Annotated in this window: 20 protein-coding genes; 14 read left to right on the forward strand and 6 right to left on the reverse strand. The window is 63.1% G+C overall.

What is annotated here, in order from left to right; genetic code table 11:
- Positions 1-33: 33 nt before the first annotated feature.
- Positions 34-876 carry an IclR family transcriptional regulator gene (locus tag AC0L3P_RS04620; RefSeq protein WP_354056106.1) on the reverse strand — a complete coding sequence of 281 codons (843 nt, stop codon included), beginning with the start codon at positions 874-876 and terminating at the stop codon, positions 34-36.
- An 85-nt stretch (positions 877-961) separates the two neighbouring features.
- Complete coding sequence (locus tag AC0L3P_RS04625) at positions 962-3,091, reverse strand: acetate--CoA ligase family protein (RefSeq protein ID WP_473301114.1); 2,130 nt, start codon at positions 3,089-3,091, stop codon at positions 962-964.
- A 348-nt stretch (positions 3,092-3,439) separates the two neighbouring features.
- On the opposite strand from AC0L3P_RS04625, the gene AC0L3P_RS04630 reads away from it, so the two are divergent.
- The 4 genes from AC0L3P_RS04630 (at position 3,440) to AC0L3P_RS04645 (ending at position 7,931) form a co-directional block, all read left to right on the forward strand.
- A complete protein-coding gene (locus tag AC0L3P_RS04630; protein WP_275167814.1) occupies positions 3,440-4,132 on the forward strand; it encodes a GntR family transcriptional regulator in 693 nt (230 codons plus the stop codon).
- A 79-nt stretch (positions 4,133-4,211) separates the two neighbouring features.
- A complete protein-coding gene (gene oxc / locus AC0L3P_RS04635; protein WP_473301115.1) occupies positions 4,212-5,945 on the forward strand; it encodes an oxalyl-CoA decarboxylase in 1,734 nt (577 codons plus the stop codon).
- A gap of 153 nt (positions 5,946-6,098) precedes the next feature.
- Complete coding sequence (gene frc / locus AC0L3P_RS04640; RefSeq protein WP_275167704.1) at positions 6,099-7,376, forward strand: formyl-CoA transferase; 1,278 nt, start codon at positions 6,099-6,101, stop codon at positions 7,374-7,376.
- Between the two features lie 372 nt (positions 7,377-7,748).
- Positions 7,749-7,931, forward strand: a complete 183-nt coding sequence (locus AC0L3P_RS04645) for a hypothetical protein (protein ID WP_275167705.1) — start codon at positions 7,749-7,751, stop codon at positions 7,929-7,931.
- Between the two features lie 64 nt (positions 7,932-7,995).
- Here the strand turns inward: AC0L3P_RS04645 and AC0L3P_RS04650 are convergent, their stop codons facing one another.
- From AC0L3P_RS04650 to AC0L3P_RS04660, 3 genes are all read right to left on the reverse strand, one after another.
- Positions 7,996-8,220 carry a hypothetical protein gene (locus AC0L3P_RS04650; RefSeq protein ID WP_275167706.1) on the reverse strand — a complete coding sequence of 75 codons (225 nt, stop codon included), beginning with the start codon at positions 8,218-8,220 and terminating at the stop codon, positions 7,996-7,998.
- A 54-nt stretch (positions 8,221-8,274) separates the two neighbouring features.
- The gene (locus AC0L3P_RS04655; protein ID WP_275167707.1) at positions 8,275-8,517 is read right to left on the reverse strand and encodes a transcriptional regulator; all 243 of its coding nucleotides are present in this window, start codon (positions 8,515-8,517) and stop codon (positions 8,275-8,277) included.
- 98 nt (positions 8,518-8,615) lie between these two features.
- Positions 8,616-8,825, reverse strand: coding sequence for a cold-shock protein (locus AC0L3P_RS04660; RefSeq protein ID WP_007593324.1), 210 nt, complete (start codon positions 8,823-8,825; stop codon positions 8,616-8,618).
- Positions 8,826-9,240: 415 nt separating this feature from the next.
- Between AC0L3P_RS04660 and AC0L3P_RS04665 the strand changes: the two genes are divergently transcribed.
- From AC0L3P_RS04665 to AC0L3P_RS04680, 4 genes are all read left to right on the forward strand, one after another.
- Positions 9,241-9,840 (forward strand): glutathione S-transferase family protein, encoded by a 600-nt coding sequence (locus AC0L3P_RS04665; RefSeq protein ID WP_473301116.1) that lies wholly within the window; start codon positions 9,241-9,243, stop codon positions 9,838-9,840.
- Positions 9,834-11,237 (forward strand): 3-carboxy-cis,cis-muconate cycloisomerase, encoded by a 1,404-nt coding sequence (pcaB, locus tag AC0L3P_RS04670; RefSeq protein WP_473301117.1) that lies wholly within the window; start codon positions 9,834-9,836, stop codon positions 11,235-11,237. The genes AC0L3P_RS04665 and pcaB overlap by 7 nt, the downstream gene beginning before the upstream one ends.
- 6 nt (positions 11,238-11,243) lie before the next feature.
- The gene (locus AC0L3P_RS04675) at positions 11,244-12,233 is read left to right on the forward strand and encodes a tripartite tricarboxylate transporter substrate-binding protein (RefSeq protein WP_473301118.1); all 990 of its coding nucleotides are present in this window, start codon (positions 11,244-11,246) and stop codon (positions 12,231-12,233) included.
- Between the two features lie 262 nt (positions 12,234-12,495).
- A complete protein-coding gene (locus AC0L3P_RS04680) occupies positions 12,496-12,936 on the forward strand; it encodes an SRPBCC family protein (RefSeq protein WP_473301119.1) in 441 nt (146 codons plus the stop codon).
- A 43-nt stretch (positions 12,937-12,979) separates the two neighbouring features.
- On the opposite strand, the gene AC0L3P_RS04685 is transcribed toward AC0L3P_RS04680, so the two are convergent.
- Entirely contained in the window at positions 12,980-14,311 is a 1,332-nt protein-coding gene (locus tag AC0L3P_RS04685) for an Hsp70 family protein (RefSeq protein ID WP_473301120.1), read from the reverse strand.
- Between the two features lie 278 nt (positions 14,312-14,589).
- Here AC0L3P_RS04685 and AC0L3P_RS04690 point away from each other — a divergent pair, with 278 nt between their 5' ends.
- The 6 genes from AC0L3P_RS04690 to AC0L3P_RS04715 all read left to right on the forward strand — a co-directional run bounded on the left by AC0L3P_RS04690 (position 14,590) and on the right by AC0L3P_RS04715 (position 20,351).
- Positions 14,590-14,727 carry a hypothetical protein gene (locus AC0L3P_RS04690; RefSeq protein WP_007608347.1) on the forward strand — a complete coding sequence of 46 codons (138 nt, stop codon included), beginning with the start codon at positions 14,590-14,592 and terminating at the stop codon, positions 14,725-14,727.
- A gap of 247 nt (positions 14,728-14,974) precedes the next feature.
- Positions 14,975-16,261 (forward strand): oxalate/formate MFS antiporter, encoded by a 1,287-nt coding sequence (gene oxlT, locus AC0L3P_RS04695; protein WP_473301121.1) that lies wholly within the window; start codon positions 14,975-14,977, stop codon positions 16,259-16,261.
- Positions 16,262-16,519: 258 nt separating this feature from the next.
- Positions 16,520-17,842 (forward strand): oxalate/formate MFS antiporter, encoded by a 1,323-nt coding sequence (gene oxlT / locus AC0L3P_RS04700; protein WP_275167714.1) that lies wholly within the window; start codon positions 16,520-16,522, stop codon positions 17,840-17,842.
- A 174-nt stretch (positions 17,843-18,016) separates the two neighbouring features.
- On the forward strand, positions 18,017-18,442 hold the full coding sequence (locus AC0L3P_RS04705; RefSeq protein ID WP_354056124.1) for a CBS domain-containing protein: 426 nt from the start codon (positions 18,017-18,019) through the stop codon (positions 18,440-18,442).
- 104 nt (positions 18,443-18,546) lie between these two features.
- Positions 18,547-19,566, forward strand: a complete 1,020-nt coding sequence (locus AC0L3P_RS04710) for a 2-dehydropantoate 2-reductase (RefSeq protein WP_275167716.1) — start codon at positions 18,547-18,549, stop codon at positions 19,564-19,566.
- Positions 19,566-20,351: a fumarylacetoacetate hydrolase family protein gene (locus tag AC0L3P_RS04715; RefSeq protein ID WP_275167717.1), complete on the forward strand. Its 786-nt coding sequence runs from the start codon at positions 19,566-19,568 to the stop codon at positions 20,349-20,351. Before AC0L3P_RS04710 ends, AC0L3P_RS04715 begins: the two co-directional genes overlap by 1 nt.
- The last annotated feature ends 150 nt before the right edge of the window (positions 20,352-20,501 follow it).

The raw sequence follows: 20,501 nt of genomic DNA on the forward strand, positions 1-20,501 counted from the left end.
GACACTGTCCAGTGACATACCTCTGGTTTCTGATTAGCGGGGCGTCGGAACTACCCCGCCGAGCGCGGCCGTCAGTTCGGCTGCAACATCCCGGACGACTTGCCCGATGTCCGGTAACCTCTGATCGGTCAGCCGGCTGGTCATGCCGGAGACCGAAATCGCCGCGAGCGGCTCGGCGCAGTCGTTGTAGACCACCGCGGCAACGCAGCGCAGGCCCATGCAGGCCTCTTCATCATCCAGCGCGTAGCCTTGCTTGCGGATCTTTTCGAGTTCCTTGAACAGGTCGCTCGGCCGCACGATCGACTTCTCGGTCAGGCGTGGCATGCCGTGATGGCGGATGACGGCGCCGACGTCCTCGTCGGAATAGGTTGCGAGCACCGCCTTGCCGACGCCCGACGTCACCATGGGAACGCGGCCGCCGACCTGGGTCAGCGAGCGCATGATTTCGCGGCTCTCCATGCGGGTCAGCACGATGATGAACTCGTCGTCGACCATGGCAAGATTGGCCGTCTCGCGGGTGAGATCACGCAGCTTGCGCAAATAGGGAATAGCCTGGGCGCTGAAATTGCGCCGCCGGGCAAAGCTCGCGCCGACGGTGAAGCTGCGCACGCCGACATGCCATTTGGATTCGGCGCGGTCGAATTGCACGAAGCGGCGGCTTTCCAGCGTCGCCAGCAGGCGGTGCACGGTCGAGGCGGAGAGCCCGGTGCGGACAGCGAGATCGCTGAGGCGATAGCCCTCGTCATCCTCGGACAATGTTTCGAGGATCGACAGCGCGCGGTCGACGGATTGCACGCCGCCGTCTCGCGCGTCGTGGTCGGCCTCCGATGACGATCGAGGCTCGATCGATTTGCGCCGGATCACGTTCCTGCCCATCGCGACCTGACTGTTCTCACCTCTCCCCGCATCCGCCTTCGCCAAGCGTTCGGCGGGCAAGCGCGGGGAGAGGTGAAGTAGTAGCTCAGAGCAGCCCTGCCCCGCGCGCCCATTTGTACTTGGCGCCGAGAACCTCGACCGGCAATTCGGTCGAATAGGCATAGGCCGGGATGCCGTTCTGGTAGAGATATTCGGCGGCTTCCTCGACCTCGACGTCGCCGGCGAGCGAGGCGACGATCGGCTTCACGAAGCCCTTGGCCTCCATCTCCTTCTTCACCTCGACCATGTTGCGGGCGAACACCATCGGCGGCGTGACGATGGTGTGCCAGTAGCCGAGGATCAGCGAATGGATGCGCTCGTCCGTCAGGCCGAGCTTCACGGTGTTGACGTAGGTGATCGGCGGCTCACCGCCGGTGATGTCCACGGGATTTCCGGCCGCGCCAAACGGGGGGATGAACTTGCGGAAGGCCGCATCCAGATCCGCCGGCATCGCCATCAGCGAGAGGCCGTTGTCGACGCAGGAGTCCGACAGCAGCACGCCCGAGCCGCCGGCACCGGTGATGATCAGCACGTTCTCGCCCTTTGGCGTCGGCAGCACCGGAACGCCGCGCGCGAACTCGAGCAACTGCCGCAGCGAACGGGCGCGGATCACGCCGGACTGCGCCAGGACGTCCTCGTAGATCTTGTCGTTGCCGGCGAGCGCGCCGGTGTGCGACGAGGCCGCCTTCGCACCGGCCGAGGTGCGGCCGGCCTTGAGCACGATGACCGGCTTTTTCTTGGAGACGCGCTTTGCCGCTTCCGCAAAGGCGCGGCCGTCCTTGAGGTCTTCGCAGTGCTGCGCGATCAGATTCGTGTTCGGATCCTGCTCGAAGAAGGCGAGCAGATCGTCCTCGTCGATATCGGACTTGTTGCCGAGACCAACGATCGCCGACACGCCCATCTTGGCCGAACGGGAGAAGCCGATGATGGCCATACCGATGCCGCCCGACTGCGAGGACAGCGCCGCGTGACCCTTGACGTCGTAGGCGGTGCAGAAGGTCGCGCAGAGATTGGCAGGCGTATAATAGAAGCCGTAGATGTTCGGTCCCATCAGGCGGATGTCGTACTTCTTGCCGACTTCGACGATCTCGGCCTGAAGCTCAGGCGCGCCGGCTTCCGCGAAGCCCGACGGGATCAGAACCGCGCCGGGAATTTTCTTCTCGCCGCATTCGGTGAGCGCCGCGGCCACGAACTTCGCAGGAATTGCGAACACCGCGGTGTCGATTACGCCGGGCACGTCCTTGACGCTCTTATACGCCTTGTAGCCGAGGATCTCGGCGGCCTTGGGATGGATCGGGTAGATGTCGCCCTTGTAGCCGCCGTTGATGAGGTTCTTCATCACGGAATTGCCGATCTTGCCGTCTTCGGCCGAAGCGCCGACCACGGCAACCGCCTTCGGCTGCATGATGCGGCTCATGGCTGCGACGATCTCTTCGGTCGGGCGCGGCTTCGGCTTGGGCACGTAAGCGAAGTCGACGACGATGCGCACGTCGGCCGCGATCGCGTCCTTGGCCGTCGCGAACACCGGGTTGAGATCGAGCTCGACGATCTCGGGGAAATCCGTGACGAGCTGGGAGACCTTGACGATGACATCCGCAAGCGCGGTGCGGTTCACCGGCTCGCCGCCGCGAACGCCCTTCAGAATCTCATGCGCCTGGATGCCGTCGAGCATCGACAGCGCGTCTTGCTTGGTGGCGGGCGCGAGGCGGAAGGTAATGTCCTTCAGGACTTCGACCAGCACACCGCCGAGGCCGAAGGCAACCAGCTTGCCGAACGAGGCGTCGGTGATCGACCCGACGATCACTTCGGTGCCGCCGGCCAGCATCTGCTGCACCTGGACACCCTCGATCTTGGCATCGGACTTGTACTTCCTGGCGTTCGAGAGGATCGTCTCGTAGGCCTTCTCGGCGTCCTCGGCCGTCTTGAGGCCGACGATGACGCCGCCGGCTTCGGTCTTGTGGAGAATGTCCGGCGAGACGATCTTCATCACCACCGGAAAGCCCATCGAGGCGGCCATTTTGCCGGCCTCGCCGGCCGACTTCGCCACACCCTCCTTCGGCACCGCAATGCCGTAGGCGTCGCAGACCAGCTTGCCTTCCGGCGCGGTCAGGCTGGTGCGCTTGTCCGCTTTGACTTGGTCAAGCACCTTGCGGACGGCATCTTTGGAATTGGACATGTGGCTCTCCCTTGACCTTGGTTCTTGCGTTCTCAAAGCGCGCGCGTGTTGCGGCTGCCCGTGATGCTTTCCATTCGCCGCGCTCTGTTCCATGTCGCGGAACGGAGTGGCATAAAGCCGAGGTTACTCCGCCGGCTTGGATCAAAAATGGCTGGCGATGGCATTTGGTATGCCAGAAGCCAACTTGTCAAGCTGCCGCGCACCTTAGAACGCTGCAAAAAATAGGCAGCTTGACATCTTGGTATTTGGTATGCCAAAAACTTTCCCGTTAATAATCCTGTAAAAGACGACTCCCACTGGAGGAGATTCGTCGTGTCACTGCGGAAACCAACCAAGGCGTTGCCGAACATGGCCGAGGCAGATATCGCAATCGTTCGTATTGCCCCGGAGTCGAGCTTCAAGAACAAGGCGTATGACGCCTTGAAAGAAGCCATCCTCAAGATGGACATCTACTCGACGCCCGAGCCGGTGATGCTCGACGAGCGCGCGTTGTCCGAGCGCCTGGGTGTGAGCCGCACGCCGATCCGCGAAGCCATCGCCATGCTCGAGCAAGACGGTTTCGTGAAGACGGTTCCGCGCCGCGGCATCATGGTGGTGCGAAGGACCAAGAGCGAGATCGTGGACATGATCCGCGCCTGGGCGGCGCTGGAGAGCATGGCCGCGCGCCTCATCACCGCCACGGCGCGCAAGAAAGACATCACGGCGCTGCGCGACTACTTCAAGGATTTTGGCAAGGACCGCCTCCCTCAGGATCACGTCGAGGAATATTCGCGCGCCAACATCGCCTTCCACCAGGCGCTGATCTCGCTGTCGGAATCGCCGGTGCTGGTCGATCTCACCAACGACCTGCTGCTGCACGTGCGTGGCTATCGGCAGCTGACGATCGGACGCAAGGACCGCACCGCGACGTCGCTACCCGAGCATCTCGGCATGATCGAAGCCCTGGAGGCGCGCGATACCGAGCTGGCCGAGAAGCGCGCCCGCGATCACACCCTTGGCCTTGCCGCTTACGTCGAAGCGCATGGTCAGGAACTCTTCTAGCAAGCAACGTTCACCAGAAGGGCGAGGCATCGCCCCCAAAAGCCTGAAACGGCATCTTGAGACCAGGGAGACAAGGCCCATGCTGAATACCGCGACCAAGTCCGAAGCACCGGGCACCGAGCAGGAATTGACGGATGGTTTTCATCTCGTCATCGACGCGCTCAAGCTGAACGGCATCAACACCATCTATAATGTGCCGGGCATCCCGATCACGGATTTGGGCCGCATGGCGCAGGCGGCCGGTATTCGCATGATTTCTTTCCGCCACGAGCAGAACGCCGGTTATGCGGCGGGCATCGCCGGCTACCTCACCAAGAAGCCCGGCATCTGCCTCACCGTTTCCGCGCCCGGCTTCCTCAACGGTCTCACCGCGCTCGCGCACGCCACCACCAACTGCTACCCGATGATCCTGATCTCGGGCTCTTCCGAGCGCGAGATCGTCGACCTCCAGCAGGGCGACTACGAAGAGATGGACCAGCTCGCGATCGCCAAGCCGCTGTGCAAGGCAGCCTATCGCGTGCTGCACGCCCAGGACATCGGCATCGGTCTTGCCCGCGCCATCCGTGCCGCCGTCTCCGGCCGTCCGGGCGGCGTCTATCTCGACCTGCCGGCAAAACTGTTCGGCCAGGTGATGAACGCCGATGCCGGCCGGAAGTCGCTGGTCAAGGTGATCGACGCGGCTCCCGCGCAGATCCCCTCGCCCGCTTCGATCAAGCGCGCGCTCGATGTTTTGAAGAGCTCAAAGCGTCCGCTCATCATCCTCGGCAAGGGCGCAGCCTATGCGCAGGCCGACGAAGAGATCAAAACCTTCGTCGAGAAAAGCGGCGTCCCCTTCCTGCCGATGAGCATGGCCAAGGGCCTCCTCTCCGACACGCATCCGCAGTGCGCAGGCGCGGCCCGCTCGACGGTGCTGAAGGAATCCGATGTCGTGCTGCTGATCGGCGCCCGGCTGAACTGGCTGCTCTCGCACGGCAAGGGCAAGAACTGGGGCGAAGCGCCCAAGAAATTCATCCAGGTGGACATCGAGCCCAGGGAAATGGACTCCAATGTCGAGATCGTCGCGCCGGTCGTCGGCGACATCGGCTCGGTCGTCTCCGCCTTCAACCAGGCGATGGCTTCGGGCTGGACCGCCCCGCCGGCCGAATGGACCAAGGCGATTTCGACCAAGCGTGAAGAGAACGTCGCCAAGATGGCGCCGAAGCTCATGAACAACAAATCGCCGATGGACTATCACGGCGCGCTCGGCGTGCTGAAGAACGTCATCAAGGATCATCCCGAGGCGATCCTCGTCAACGAGGGCGCCAACACGCTCGACCTCGCCCGCGGCGTCATCGACATGTACAAGCCGCGCAAGCGTCTCGACGTCGGCACCTGGGGCGTGATGGGCATCGGCATGGGCCAGGCGATCGCGGCGACTCTCGAGACCGGCCACCCCGTGCTCGCGGTCGAAGGCGACTCGGCCTTCGGCTTCTCCGGCATGGAGGTCGAGACCATCTGCCGCTACAATTTGCCGATCTGCGTCGTCATCTTCAACAATGACGGCATCTATCGCGGCACCGACGTCAACGGCGCCAATGCCGATCCGGCGACGACGGTGTTCGTCAAGGGCGCCCGCTACGACAAGATGATGGAAGCCTTCGGCGGCGTCGGCGTGAACGCGACCTCGCCGGACGAGCTCAAGCGCGCGGTCAACGAAGCGATGGCTTCGGGCAAGCCGACGCTCATCAACGCCGTGATCGATCCGGCCGCCGGTTCCGAGAGCGGCCGCATCGGCAACCTCAATCCGCAGAGCGTTCTGCAGAAGAAGAAGTAACCAGCCGCCGGGTCATTCCCCGCGCAAGCGGGGATCCAGTGATCGCCAGATCATCCCTGAGGCGAGCACTGAGGCCCAACTGAACCTTCAGCGAATACTGGATGCCCGCCTTCGCGGGCATGACGGAAACAGAAGAGTAACAGGAGCAACACGATGACAAAAGCGCTCGAGGGCGTTCGCATTCTCGACTTCACCCACGTCCAGTCCGGGCCGACCTGCACGCAGTTGCTCGCATGGTTCGGCGCCGACGTGATCAAGGTGGAACGTCCGGGTGTGGGTGACATCACCCGCGGCCAGCTGCAGGACATCCCGAACGTAGACAGCCTGTATTTCACCATGCTCAACCACAACAAGCGCTCGATCACGCTCGACACCAAGAACCCCAAGGGCAAGGAAGTTCTCACCGAGCTCATCAAGAAGTGCGACGTGCTGGTCGAGAACTTCGGCCCCGGCGTGCTCGACCGCATGGGCTTCCCTTGGGAGAAGATCCAGGCCATCAACCCGAAGATGATCGTCGCCTCGATCAAGGGCTTTGGTCCCGGACCGTACGAAGACTGCAAGGTCTATGAGAACGTCGCGCAGTGCACCGGCGGCGCCGCCTCCACCACCGGCTTCCGCGACGGCCTGCCGCTGGTGACCGGCGCGCAGATCGGCGACAGCGGCACCGGCCTGCATCTGGCGCTCGGCATCGTCACCGCACTCTATCAGCGCACCCATTCCGGCAAGGGCCAGAAGGTGACGGCTGCGATGCAGGACGGCGTGCTCAACCTCGCGCGCGTCAAGCTGCGCGACCAGCAGCGCCTCGCCCATGGTCCACTCAAGGAATACAGCCAGTTCGGCGAAGGCATTCCGTTCGGCGATGCCGTGCCGCGTGCCGGCAACGATTCCGGCGGCGGCCAGCCCGGCCGCATCCTGAAGTGCAAGGGTTGGGAGACCGATCCGAACGCCTACATCTACTTCATCACCCAGGCCCCGGTCTGGGAGAAGATCTGCGACGTGATCGGTGAGCCCTCCTGGAAGACCGATCCGAACTACGCCAAGCCGGCCGTCCGCCTGCCGCGCCTCAACGAGATCTTCGGCCGCATCGAACAGTGGACGATGACGAAGACGAAGTTCGAGGCGATGGAAATCCTCAACAAGGACGACATCCCCTGCGGACCGATCCTGTCGATGAAGGAGATCGCCGAGGACCAGTCGCTGCGCGCGACCGGCACCGTGGTCGAGGTCGACCACCCCACCCGAGGCAAGTACATCTCGGTCGGCAACCCGATCAAGCTGTCGGACTCCCCGAGCGATGTGGAGCGCTCCCCGCTGCTCGGCGAGCACACCGACGAGATCCTGCGCACCGTGCTCGGCTTCTCGGACCATCAGGTCGCCGATATCCACAAGTCCGGCGCGCTTGATCCGCCGCAGAAGCAGGCCGCGGAGTAAGCGGGCTTATCTCACGACGCGAAAGGCCGCCGGCTTCGGCGGCCTTTTTGTTGATGCGGAAGAGCTGCATCGCACGATCGGCACGCTTGCCGCGCCGCGAAGGCTGGATTAAAGATTGGTCCGCGAGGAACTGATGCGGTGGCCGGCCGTTACTCCCTCGTCCGCCGTGCTCCCGGGAATGCGAGCACGCCCGGAAATGCCAGCATGTCATCTCCACAGCGAGTGCAGCACGCCTCGCAAAGATCTGCCTCACGCTGAAGAACTGGTCTCCTTCGTTTGCGAGGGTGGCAAGTCGGCCTTTCAGTTCAGGCACGGCGGCGGCGCGTCCGGCACTCGCCAGGACCACGCTCGTTGATTAAATTGAGGGCTTAAATGTCGAAAGATCAATCCTCTGATCGCGCCAAGCGTGAAGCCAACAAGGCGTTCAAGCCGGCGACAACGCAGAAGCCGATGAACGACTATGCGAAGGACCAGAATTCCTTCAACGAGAATCGCGAACGGCTGAAAGCGGAGCGATTGGCCCGGGAGGCGAAGCCGGGAAGCGGCTCTGAATAAGAGCGTCGGTCCCAGGCTCCGACCGCGGATTCCGCTGAAGGCGGGGCGCCGAAATCCGCCTGATCTACAGCATCGATAGCACGACGATTCCGTCTTCGACGGCACCAGAAGCGAGCTGCGCCCGCGCCACCCGCTCGAGCTCCGTCCGGTTCTTGCGAAGATAGCTGAAAGCCTGTTTCTGCGTCAGGAACGTCGTCGCAAGACGGCACATCTGTCGGCCCGCGCCAAGCGCGAGAAAGAAGGTGATGGTACCACCGCCATCCGACTTGATTCTAGGCACGACCCGCACTCTTGGGCATGTGGTCGGTCCTCTCCGAGTTGTCGTCGGCGCAATGGAAGGCAGCTATGGCGTCACCTTCTTCTTGCGCTTCGTTGGCGTGACCGCTGGCAACGATGCCTGAAGGGCGGCGTCTGCCGCTTCCTTGGCTTCGCGCAGCTCTCGAAGCCGCGCCATGTTCTTGCGAACATCGACGGCTTGCTTGCCAACATCAACCATCGCCCGGGCGCCTTCCTCAGCGGCCAAACGCTGACGGTTAGAACGCGCGATGCTTTCGGGTGACGGTTCGGCCGGTCTCTTGGCGCTCATTATTCACCCTGCTTTGCAACGGACAAAAACCCGCTCAATCCTGGGATCGAGCGGGTGGCATGGCCGTTTCAGTACATCCGTGAAACGGCACCAAGGCTTTAGGCCAGCGAGAGATTCTCAGCGCTGACCTTGCCCCGCATCTTGTCGGTCTTGAGCTCGAAGTTGACCTTTTGGCCTTCAGCGAGACCTGCAAGACCAGCCCGCTCGACCGCGCTGATGTGAACGAACACATCGTTGCCGCCGTCGTTCGGCTGAATGAATCCAAAGCCCTTCTGGCCGTTAAACCACTTCACAGTACCTGTCGTCATTTTCTTCTCCAAAGCGCATACGCGCAGGTTCCGCGTGATCGTCACGCAGAACAAATTCTATTCGTCGATGTCTATGGAAAAGGAGCCCGCGGGCGCATTCAACAAGGCACAGCGGCTGAACGAACAGCCTCAACGTATACCTCATCCTCGCCATTTGCAAGGCTTGACCGAATTTAACGCCTCGGGAGCCCGGCGGTAGGTCCAGGACGCCGCCACCGAGCACACTCATCATTCGCCGCCAGCTGCTCTGGGAGGGCTGCCGAGCGCCACATGCGCTCGACGGCGTTCTCCAATTCAGAACGCATGCATCGCAATAATGCATTTTTACAAAACGAGGGGGTGACCTAGGCTTGATCGAAGTCAAGCCGTACGGCTGCGCAATGAGGCGCGACGACGGAGGGATCGATACCGATCGATGCGGCTATTTTTGAATCAGACGTCGCCCTACACCCGCAAGGTAAGAGTCGCCATTCATGAGCTCGGATTGAACGACGCGATTCAGTTTATCGAAGTCGACCCCTGGCTCGAGCTACATCACTTCACCGACATCAACCCGCTTTCCAAAGTGCCGGCACTCGTTCTCGCCGACGGAACGCTTGTGACCGAGAGCGACACGATCGGACAGGCCCTGCACGGTCTGACCATCGACTCGCGACTGATCCCGAACGAGCAGCCTGCACGACACCTCTGTCTTGGACGCGCTGCGCTGTATCAGGGCCTGATCGATGCAACCTTCATCTGCGCTATCGAAGGGCGCAGGCCATCGGAGATGCGCTGGGCGGATTGGGTTGCGCGTCAGGAGCGAGCGATTGCGCGGACGCTGTCATCGATTGAAGCTCGATTCGACCTCGATGACCGGCGCTTCGACCTCGGCGACATCGGGCTCGCCTGTGCACTTGACTATATCGATTTTCGCGCGGGGCATCTGTCATGGCGTTCCGAGAGACCAAGGCTTGCCGGCTGGTTTGAACGCGCGCGCGTTCGGTCGTCCATGATCGCGACACGGCCATGCTGAGTTTCGAGCCCGGAACGGTCTTCAGCAGCCGTCACCTCGCCGATATCTTCAGCACCGCCCCGATGCGCGCTATTTTCAGTGAGCGCAATTCACTTGAGTCCATGCTTCTGGTCGAGGTCGCGCTGGCGAAGGTTCAAGGGCAGCTCGGCGTGATTCCTGCCGATGCTGCTGCTGCGATCGCCTCCGCTGCACGTACTGAACTACTCGATCTCAATGAATTGGCCGCGGGCACTTTGCGCGCCGGCTTGCCGGTCGTGAACCTGGTCGAGCAGTTGATCCGGCTCACCGGCGAACCCCATGGCGAATTCGTCCATTGGGGCGCCACGAGCCAGGACATCATGGACACCGCGCTCGTGATGCAGATACGCGACGCGCTCGAGCTCATCCACCGCGATCTGGAGCGCCTGATATCGACGCTTGCGGATCTGGCGCGTACCCATCGCGATACGCCCATGGTCGGCAGGACCAAGCTTCAACACGCGATCCCGATCACCTTCGGGTTCAAGGTTTCCGTCTGGCTGTCGGGCCTGCTGCGCCACAGGCAACGGCTCGCCGAACTCAAACCAAGGGTCCTGCAGGTCCAGTTCGGCGGTGCGGTCGGCACGTTCGCATCGCTCGGGGATGATGGCGACAGCGTCCGCGCTGCACTGGCCAGCGAACTCGGACTCGGCGAGCCCCTGGTGGCATGGCACGCCGCGCGCGATGGGTTGGCCGAGACGGTTTGCCTGCTTGGCCTGATCTCGGCGACCCTGAGCAAGATCGCGACCGATGTCGTGTTGATGGCGCAGACCGAGGTCGGCGAACTGCTGGAGCCAGGCGGCCAGGGCCATGGCGCCTCCAGCACCATGCCGCACAAACGAAACCCGATCATCTGCGAGCAAATTCTCAGTACCGGACCATCGCTGCGCCGGCTGGCAAGCGCCATGCTCGACGCTTCGGTCCACGACCACGAACGGGCGACGGGACCGTGGCAAGCCGAATGGTTGTTGCTGCCGGAAGCGTTCGTGCTGGTCTCTCGGGCCATGGACAACGCTGTTCGCCTCTGCAGCGGACTGGTCGTCAGACCCGATGCGATGCAGGCCAATCTTGGGCGGACACAGGGGCTCATCGCCGCCGAGGCCGTCATGATGGTGCTGGCTCCGCACGTCGGGCGCCATCATGCGCACGAGATGGTGGGTGCGGCATGCACGCACGCCATCGCTTCAGGCCTGACACTAGCCCAGAGCCTTTCGCGAGATCCGGCCGTGACGGCCCACATCGCCGTGCATGAGATCGAGGCGGCCGCGGACCCGGCCCGATACATCGGCCTGTCCGGCCGTGAGGTCGATCGTGTCCTCGCCGCCTGTGCCGATCGACCGGCCAATGCGGTGCAAGGCGATGCCATTGATGCGGAGTGAGGCCATATGATTCTGAAACGCGAGCACACGGCCCTCGTCGCAGTTGCGGTGCTGACACTATTGAATGCGGCACAGGCCGAGTCGCCGTTCCCGTCACGGCCGATCACGTTGGTCGTCCCGTTCGCGGCTGGCGGCCCGAATGACGTGATGAGCCGGATCGTGTCCGAACACATGGCGCGAAAACTCGGGCAGCCGATCATTGTCGAGAACGTCGCCGGGGCGGGCGGCACGACCGGCTCAACGCGCGTCGCGAAAAGCGCGCCCGACGGTTATACCCTCGTCAGCGGTCACGTCGGGACGCATGCGGCATCAGTCGCGCTGTATCCAAACCTCCGTTATGACCCGCTGGTTGATTTCACGCCGATTGGCCTGGTTGCGGAAACGCCGATCCTCGTCGTCGTTCGCCGCGACCTCGCCGCAGATAGCATGGCGTCGTTCATTGCGATCGCCAAGGCGCGTGGCCCGGACCTCACCTTGGGCCATGCGGGTGTCGGTTCGATCAGCCACATCAGCTGTCTGCTGTTCACCTCCGTGATCGGATTCAAGCCGGTGGAGGTGCCATATCGCGGATCAGCGCTGGCGATGACTGACCTGGTCGCGGGCCGCAGCGACTTCAGTTGTGGACTGTTGGGCGACGTTCTTCCCTTCCTGGGTGACAACAATCTGCGCTTTCTGACCGTTTCGGCCGCCGCACGTGTTCCGCAATTGCCGGACACACCGACGTCCCGGGAAGCAGGGCTTCCACAGTTTGTCGCATCGAGCTGGTTCGCGTTCTACCTGCCGAAAGGCGCTCCCGACGCCATTCGCGACCGGTTCTCGGATGCGCTTCGCTCAGCGCTCGACGATGACGGCGTGCGGAAACGGCTCGAACTGGTAGGCTTGATCCTGCCACCGCCGGACCAGCGAGGCCCCGAACCGCTCAAGCGGCGGATGACCGAAGAGATCGCGCGCTGGCAGGACATTGTCAAAACCGCGCAGATTCGACTCGATCAATAACTGCAACCGATGCACTCGAGCGCGTGATCGCCGGCCAGCTTCCGCCGTCGGCGCCTCACGCAGCAGGCGGGCGGAACATTCCGACGATCCCCGGCTACAATCTCGCATTCACCATGACGCCGCAGGACGTGGCGGCAGTTTGCCGGCCATCCATCAAAAAATCGAAACGCCCTGTCGGATCGGGGGTATCTCGTCCGTCATCTAGACATGAAAGGGCAATAGACGCTGACGTCGAGCCCGGCGATTCATGAGGAAGATGATCATGCCCAGCACTGTCCGCCTGCACCGCGTTCTCACGACCAGCCCGGAGAAAGTCTATCGCGCCTTCCTGGAGGCTGATGCGCTGGCGAAATGGCTTCCGCCGAACGGCTTCACCTGCACCGTCCATCATTTCGAGCCGAAGGTCGGGGGCACGTTCAAGATGTCGTTCCGCAACTTCACGACGGGCAACAGCCACGCTTTCGGCGGCGAATATCTCGAACTCGTCCCCGCCGAACGTCTGCGCTACACCGACAGGTTCGACGACCCCAATCTGCCGGGCGAGATCCAGGTCACCGTGATCCTGAAGAAAGTATCCGTCGGCACCGAGGTGGATATCACGCAGGCCGGCATCCCCGACGCCATCCCGCCGGAGGCGTGCTATCTCGGATGGCAGGAATCGCTGCGCAATCTGGCGAGGCTCGTCGAGCCTGAGATCAAGTAATAGCGTCTGGAAGGACGAGGCGCGCACACAATCGCGAAATGCACTACGCCCCTGCCCGCGGCGCAATCCCGCCGCTTGCGGTCCAGCGGTCGGGGTCCGGGCTGTGTCCGATCAAAGCAAGGCCGTAGGCGATCGACTCGAACTGGTCGCCCGACATCAGTCGTTCGTTGCCGAACCGCTCGGCGAACAGTTTTCGAACGGCTGGCACGAAGGACGTGCCACCGGTCAGAAACACCTTTTCGATCTCGCGCGCGGTGATGCCGGCTTCGCCAAGCACCTTGTCGACGGTGGCCCCGAGCCTTGCAATATCGTCGGCAACCCAGGCTTCGAAATTCTTCCGCGTGATGGTCGAACCGATGTCGACCCCGCCGCCTTTGAAACGGAACTCCACCTGATCCTGCGCCGACAGCGCGACCTTGGCGTCGGACACCGCGCGGTACAGCGAAAAGCCGAGGTCGAGATCGACGATGGTGATGAAATCCTCGAGCAGAGCCGGCTTCACCGCGGTGCGCGCAAGCTCCCGGAGTTCGCGCAGGTCGCCGTTGCTCTTCATCATCGCGAGTTGATGCCAGCGCGCGAGGTTGGTGTAGTGGCCGGTGGGAATCGGCAGCACCTTGTCGAACGAGCGGAAGCTCGAGCCCTTGCCCAGCCGCGGCGAGACGACGTGATCGACGATGCGGTAATCGAAGGTGTCGCCCGCAATCCCGATGCCGGCATGGCCGAGCGGTTCGGCGCGCAATGCGCCGCCGGCACGCGAGAACCGCATCACCGAGAAATCGCTGGTACCGCCGCCGAAATCCGCGACCAGCACGGTCGCATCGCGCTCCAGCCGGCGGGCGAAGGAGAACGCTGCGCCCACGGGTTCGTAGACATAGCGCGCGTGGCCGGCGCCGAGGCGCTCGAACGCGGCCCGGTAGCGTTGCATCGCCAGCGCCTCGTCGGGATTGCCGCCGGCGAAGCGGACGGGGCGGCCGACCGTGATGGTGGACGTCTCGAAGCCGAATTTATCGCCGCCATGGCGCGCCAGGGTCCGCAGGAACGCCGCCAGAATATCCTCGAACTTGTAGCGCTGCCGGAACACCTGGGTAGTGTTGAAGCTGGAGCTCGCGGCGAAGGTCTTGAACGACTGGAGGAAGCGGTAGACATGCCGTCCCTCGAGGAACGTCTCGATCGCCCACGGACCGCCTTCGGCTTGGGCGCCGGCTCCCGGCCGGTCCTCCCAGAAGCACAGCGCCGATACGAAGACACTGTGGCGCTGTCCGCCATGATCGAAGCGGATGGCCTCCACCCGGCGGTCGTCCGCCGCAAGGGCCACGACCGTGTTGCTGGTCCCAAAATCGATGCCGATCGAGACGGCGGACGAGGCGCTCGACATGAACCACTCTGACAGATGATTGGAAGGGGGAGACCACTAGCGGCTTCGTGCGCCGCTGCCAAGGCTCCGTTTTTGGACATCGGCGGTCAAATGGTTCAGTTTTGGCGGGATTTGGGCATACCGCGCTCAAATCGGCCGATTTAACGGATCGTTATGCTGCAATGCGAAGAGCTAAATGCTGCTATGCAATGGCATGCATAGACTTTGGCATCTGGTATACATAGATTGCCCTTCGAAATGAGACAGCACTGCTGACCGTCTCAAGAAAGGGATTTCCGATGTCCAAGACCGCTTCCGTCGCTCTCGCCCCCTCCTCCTCGCTGTTCGCCCGCCTGATGGCTACGATCGACCGCCTCCTGATGGCGAGCGCCAAGATCTCGAATCACAACGGCGACCTGCCGCGCTTCGGCCTGTAAGCCAAGCAGCCTCCACCGCCGCCGCGCTGCGGGACGGTTTTATATCGGTTTGCATACGACTTTTGATGAATGGCCCCGGATGACGGGGCCATTTCTACTTGTGCTGTCCTGAGTCACAGCCGCAGCCGGGTGATGTCCTGCGACATTTGCGCACGGTGGCCGGACCAGCGCTTGAAGCTTGGCATAATGCATACAAGAATGCCCCTCCAGCGCTCGCAGAAAAATTAGAGGCGCCACGGGAGGCTTTATGACGGACATGGTGCAGGCAACGGCCCCAACCGCCGCGCGCGTTAGCGATACGTATCGCTGGGCGCAATTGGCGGTCGGTGTCGCGGCGATGGTGATGATCGCCAACTATCAATACGGCTGGACGTTCTTCGTCCCCGACATCCAGAAGAAGTTCGGCTGGGATCGCGCGTCGATCCAATGGGCCTTTACGCTGTTCGTGCTGTTCGAGACCTGGCTCGTGCCGATTGAAGGATGGTTCGTCGACAAATACGGTCCGCGCCTCGTCGTGCTGGTCGGCGGCGTGCTCTGCGCCATCGGCTGGGCCATCAACGCGCAGGCGACCACGCTCAACGGCTACTATCTCGGCATGATCGTCGCGGGCATCGGCGCCGGCGGCGTCTACGGCACCTGCGTCGGTAACGCGCTGAAGTGGTTTCCGGACAAGCGCGGTCTTGCCGCAGGCATCACGGCCGCGGGCTTCGGTGCAGGCTCTGCGCTGACCGTCGCGCCGATCCAGGCCATGATCAAGGACAGCGGTTTCCAGACCACCTTCCTCTATTTCGGCCTCGGACAAGGCATCATTATCTGCATTCTCGCCTTCTTCCTGTTGGCGCCGAAGGCAGGTCAGGTGCCCAGCGTGGTGGCGAACGCCAATCTGCAGCAGACCCGCCGCAACTATCAGCCGACGGAGGTGCTGCGTCAGCCGATCTTCTGGCTGATGTACTTCATGTTCGTGATCGTCGGCGCCGGCGGCCTGATGGTGACGGCCAATTTGAAGCCGATCGCGGCCGACTGGAAGATCGACAACGTGCCCGTCACGCTGATGGCGGTGACGATGACCGCGGTGACCTTCGCGGCAACGATCGACCGCGTGCTCAACGGCCTGACGCGTCCGTTCTTCGGCTGGATCTCCGACATGATCGGCCGCGAGAACACGATGTTCATCGCCTTCGGCATGGAAGGTATCGGCATCTGGATGCTCTACCTCTGGGGCCACGATCCGCTGTGGTTCGTGCTGCTCTCGGGCTTCGTGTTCTTCGCCTGGGGTGAGATCTACTCGCTGTTCCCCTCGACCTGCACCGACACGTTCGGCGCCAAGTTCGCGACCACCAATGCCGGTCTGCTCTACACCGCCAAGGGTACCGCCGCGCTGCTGGTCCCGATCGGCAACTACATGCAGCAGTCGTCGGGCAGTTGGGACAACGTGTTCATCATCGCGGCCGGCGCCAACATCCTGGCTTCGGCGCTGGCGATCGCGGTGCTCAAGCCCTGGCGCAAGGTCGTGGTCGCGCAATCGGCCGTCTGACGCGCTGCAAAAGCGCCTTCTCGCGCAAAACGCCCGGCCTCGCGGCCGGGCGTTTTCGTGTGCGCGACGTTTTCATGAACCCGCCATTCCCCGACGGAACTCCGCGTATTTTGTCAGCGGCTTGCCAACATAGGGCTTGCAATCTGGAATATGGTATACCAAGGTCGCCACCGCGCTTGCGACGATAAGCCACAATATTGCGACATCAGGTCATCTTGCGATCGGTGTCGAACCAGACAGGCGCTTGGGAGGTTCTTGATGATTTCCAGCACCGATGGCGCTGTCACGGCCGCGCCTCTCCGCACAGGTTTCCGTTGGCTCCAGCTGGTCATGGGCATCGTCTGCATGGCGATGATCGCCAACCTGCAATACGGCTGGACGCTGTTCGTCGATCCGATCGACCACGCGCACCATTGGGGACGCGCCGCGATCCAGCTCGCTTTCACCATCTTCGTCGTCACCGAAACCTGGCTGGTGCCGATCGAGGCCTGGTTCGTCGACAAGTACGGCCCGCGCATCGTCATCATGTTCGGCGGCGTCATGATCGCGCTGTCGTGGATTCTCAACTCCTATGCCGATAGCCTCACTTTGCTCTACGCGGCCGCGATCATCGGCGGCATGGGCGCGGGCGCGGTGTACGGCACCTGCGTCGGCAACGCGCTGAAATGGTTTCCCGATCGTCGGGGCCTTGCCGCCGGTGCGACTGCCGCCGGCTTCGGCGCAGGCGCTGCGCTCACCGTCGTGCCGATCGCGACCATGATCGCAACGAGCGGCTATCAGCACGCGTTCCTCACCTTCGGCATCGGCCAGGGTGTAATCGTTTTCGTGCTCGCCTTCTTCATCCAGCCGCCGCGGATCTCGATCCCGCCGAAGAAGAAGCAGCTCAATCTGCCGCAGACCAAGATCGACTTCACCCCGCCGCAGGTGCTGCGCACCCCTATTTTCTGGGTGATGTATCTCGTTTTCGTCATGGTCGCCTCCGGAGGCCTGATGACTGCGGCGCAGATCGCCCCGATCGCGCACGACTTCAAGATCGCCGACACGCCGGTCACGCTCGCCGGCTTCCAAATGGCGGCACTGACGTTCGCGATCTCGCTCGACCGCATCTTCGACGGTTTCGGACGTCCCTTCTTCGGCTTCGTCTCCGACACGATCGGCCGTGAGCACACCATGTTCATCGCCTTCGGCACCGCCGCGCTGATGCTGCTGACGCTGTCGGCCTATGGCCACGTGCCCGTCGTCTTCGTGCTCGCCACCGCGGTCTATTTCGGCGTGTTCGGCGAGATCTACTCGCTGTTCCCGGCGACCTGCGGCGACACCTTCGGCTCGAAGTTCGCAACCACCAACAACGGTATGCTCTACACCGCGAAGGGGACGGCATCCCTGCTCGTTCCGCTCGCAAGCGTGATCTCGGCCACCTATGGCTGGAAGGCCGTATTCGTGGTCGCGGTGGCGCTGAACGCGACGGCGGCGCTGACGGCGCTGTTCGTGATCAAGCCGATGCGCCGCTCCTTCATCCTCGGCAAGGAAGCCGAGAGCGCCAACGCCGCGACCGGGAACGCCAAGACCGAGACGGCATAACGAACACGCACCTTGCACGGGTGAGAGAGGGGCGCAGCGATGCGCCCCTCTCTTTTTGGCTCACGGCAAACGTCAGCATGACTGCCGCAAGATTTTTCGGATAGCCAAATCGAAAGCTTGACGATTGGCATTATGTATACCACACTCGGCTCATCATTCACCCAGGAGGTTGCAATGCTGGTCGGAGACATTCTGCGCAAGAAGACACCGCGCGTTGTCACGGTGCGAATGAACGAAACGGTGGGTATCGCCGCCAAGCTGATGCGCGCCAACAATATCAGCGCACTAGTCGTGAAGGACGTGGTCCGCTCCGAGGGTAACACCGCGGTCGGCATGTTCACCGAGCGCGACGTCGTGCGCGCCGTTGCCGAGCACGGTGCCAATGCCGTCAACGTCAAGGTCTCGCAGCTCGTCTCGGTGCAACAGCTCGTGTCCTGCACGTCGAGCGACACGATCGAGCACGTCCGCCATCTGATGAACCGGAATCACATCCGGCACCTCCCCGTCATCGACGATTACAGCCTCGTCTCCGTCATCAGCATGCGCGACATCGCATCCTTCATCGACGAAGCGATCAACGGCACGCCGCAAGCAGCTTAAAGCGCCTCACTTCCCCTGCGACTACCGGACCCGGCTCGGACCCTTCCGAGCCGGACCGGATCTTTCGTCCCGAAATCCGGCTTCCGCTGCTTCGCGAGGATTCCATGAAGATCTGCATCTACGGCGCCGGCGCAATCGGCGGATATCTCGGGGTTCAGCTCGCGCGCGCGGGCGCCGACGTCAGCCTGGTCGCACGCGGCGCGCACCTTGCCGCGATGCGCCAGCGCGGCCTGACGCTGCTCGCGGGCGAGGAGAAGCACACCGTGCATCCGCGCTGCACCGACGATCCCGCCGAGCTCGGCGTGCAGGACTACATCATCATCACGTTGAAGGCGCACTCGATCACCGGCGTGATCGAGACGATGCAGCCACTGCTCGGGCCCCACACCCGCATCGTCACCGCCGTCAACGGCATCCCCTACTGGTACTTCTACAAGCATGGCGGCCAATACGAGAACGCGACGCTGGAGAGCATCGACCCCGGCGGACGGCAGTGGCGCGAAATCGGCGCCGCGCGCGCCATCGGCTGCATCGTCTATCCCGCCACCGAGATCGAGGCGCCCGGCGTGATCCGTCACGTCTACGGCAACAACTTTCCGCTCGGCGAGCCCTCCGGCGAGATCACCCCAGACGTGCAGCGCCTCGCCGATCTCTTCGTCGCAGCCGGGCTGAAAGCGCCGGTGCTCGACCGCATCCGCGACGAGATCTGGCTCAAGCTGTGGGGCAATGTCTGCTTCAACCCGATCAGCGCACTCACCCATGCAACGCTCGACGTGATCTGCACCGATCCGGCCACCCGCGCACTGTCGCGCGCGATCATGATGGAGACGCAAGGCATCGCCGAAACGTTCGGCGTCAAATTCCGCGTCGACGTCGAGCGCCGCATCGAAGGTGCCCGCAAGGTCGGCGCGCACAAGACCTCGATGCTCCAGGATCTCGAGCGCGGCCGCCCGATGGAGATCGACCCGCTCGTCACCGTCGTTCAGGAGATGGGCCGCCTCACCGGCGTCGCTACCCCCGCCCTCGATTCAGTGCTGGCGATGGTGACCCAGCGCGCCCGCATCGCCGGTCTCTACGATGGCATCTCGACGCCATCAGATCCGCGCGCATTGGCGGTGGCGTGATGGCTGGCGAGGTCAAACAATGGCTCCGCTTCCGCAAGAGCGGTGCGACCGGCTTCGGCACGCTGAATTCGTCGGGCATCAGCGTGCATGAGGGCGAGATGTTCGGCCGCCATGCAGCCACCGGCAGGACGCTGGCGCTGTCGGAGGTCGAACTGCTCGCGCCCTGCGCGCCCAGCAAGATCGTCGCGCTCTGGAATAATTTTCACGCGCTCGCGGCCAAGCTCAACCAGCCCGAGCCGCCGGAGCCGCTCTACCTCCTGAAGGCCACCACCAGCATCACGACACCCGGCGCCGTGATCCGCCGCCCCTCTCATTACGACGGCAAGACCACCTATGAAGGCGAGCTCGGCATCGTCATCGGCAAGACCTGTGCCCGGGTGTCGCCGGCGGAAGCGGACAGCTTCATCTTCGGCTACACCTGCGTCAACGACATCACCGCCAACGACATCCTGACCAGCGACCCGACCTTCCCGCAATGGGCGCGGGCCAAGGGCATCGACGATTACGGCCCGTTCGGCCCGGTCATCGCCACCGGTCTCGATCCGGCCAAGCTGGTGGTCCGTACCATCCTCAACGGCGCGGAGCGGCAGAACTATCCGATATCGGACATGATCTTCACCGCGCAGGAGCTGGTCAGCCGGATCTCCCACGACATGACCCTGCTTCCCGGCGACCTCATTGCCGTCGGCACCTCGGTCGGCGTCGGCGTGATGAAAGAGCCCGTGAACACGGTAACCGTCGCGATCGACGGCATCGGCGAGTTGACCAACGAGTTTCGGCTGTAGCGCACTCTGTCATTCCGGGGCGGCGCGCAGCGCCGAGCCCGGAATCCATCGGGCGGCAGAGACTGCAGATCAATGGATTCCGAGCTCGCGCCGCGCGCGCCCCGGAATGACGGCGGAGGACGCCAGCGCCCCACCCCGCGTCGGGAAACC

This window comes from Bradyrhizobium sp. WSM4874 (assembly GCF_055811835.1).

Coding starts and splice junctions, on each gene's coding strand:
- AC0L3P_RS04620 (WP_354056106.1), bottom strand. CDS start 876: ATGGGCAGGAACGTGATCCGGCGCAAATCGATCGAGCCTCGATCGTCA.
- AC0L3P_RS04625 (WP_473301114.1), bottom strand. CDS start 3,091: ATGTCCAATTCCAAAGATGCCGTCCGCAAGGTGCTTGACCAAGTCAAA.
- AC0L3P_RS04630 (WP_275167814.1), top strand. CDS start 3,440: ATGGCCGAGGCAGATATCGCAATCGTTCGTATTGCCCCGGAGTCGAGC.
- oxc (WP_473301115.1), top strand. CDS start 4,212: ATGCTGAATACCGCGACCAAGTCCGAAGCACCGGGCACCGAGCAGGAA.
- frc (WP_275167704.1), top strand. CDS start 6,099: ATGACAAAAGCGCTCGAGGGCGTTCGCATTCTCGACTTCACCCACGTC.
- AC0L3P_RS04645 (WP_275167705.1), top strand. CDS start 7,749: ATGTCGAAAGATCAATCCTCTGATCGCGCCAAGCGTGAAGCCAACAAG.
- AC0L3P_RS04655 (WP_275167707.1), bottom strand. CDS start 8,517: ATGAGCGCCAAGAGACCGGCCGAACCGTCACCCGAAAGCATCGCGCGT.
- AC0L3P_RS04660 (WP_007593324.1), bottom strand. CDS start 8,825: ATGACGACAGGTACTGTGAAGTGGTTTAACGGCCAGAAGGGCTTTGGA.
- AC0L3P_RS04665 (WP_473301116.1), top strand. CDS start 9,241: ATGCGGCTATTTTTGAATCAGACGTCGCCCTACACCCGCAAGGTAAGA.
- pcaB (WP_473301117.1), top strand. CDS start 9,834: ATGCTGAGTTTCGAGCCCGGAACGGTCTTCAGCAGCCGTCACCTCGCC.
- AC0L3P_RS04675 (WP_473301118.1), top strand. CDS start 11,244: ATGATTCTGAAACGCGAGCACACGGCCCTCGTCGCAGTTGCGGTGCTG.
- AC0L3P_RS04680 (WP_473301119.1), top strand. CDS start 12,496: ATGCCCAGCACTGTCCGCCTGCACCGCGTTCTCACGACCAGCCCGGAG.
- AC0L3P_RS04685 (WP_473301120.1), bottom strand. CDS start 14,311: ATGTCGAGCGCCTCGTCCGCCGTCTCGATCGGCATCGATTTTGGGACC.
- AC0L3P_RS04690 (WP_007608347.1), top strand. CDS start 14,590: ATGTCCAAGACCGCTTCCGTCGCTCTCGCCCCCTCCTCCTCGCTGTTC.
- oxlT (WP_473301121.1), top strand. CDS start 14,975: ATGACGGACATGGTGCAGGCAACGGCCCCAACCGCCGCGCGCGTTAGC.
- oxlT (WP_275167714.1), top strand. CDS start 16,520: ATGATTTCCAGCACCGATGGCGCTGTCACGGCCGCGCCTCTCCGCACA.
- AC0L3P_RS04705 (WP_354056124.1), top strand. CDS start 18,017: ATGCTGGTCGGAGACATTCTGCGCAAGAAGACACCGCGCGTTGTCACG.
- AC0L3P_RS04710 (WP_275167716.1), top strand. CDS start 18,547: ATGAAGATCTGCATCTACGGCGCCGGCGCAATCGGCGGATATCTCGGG.
- AC0L3P_RS04715 (WP_275167717.1), top strand. CDS start 19,566: ATGGCTGGCGAGGTCAAACAATGGCTCCGCTTCCGCAAGAGCGGTGCG.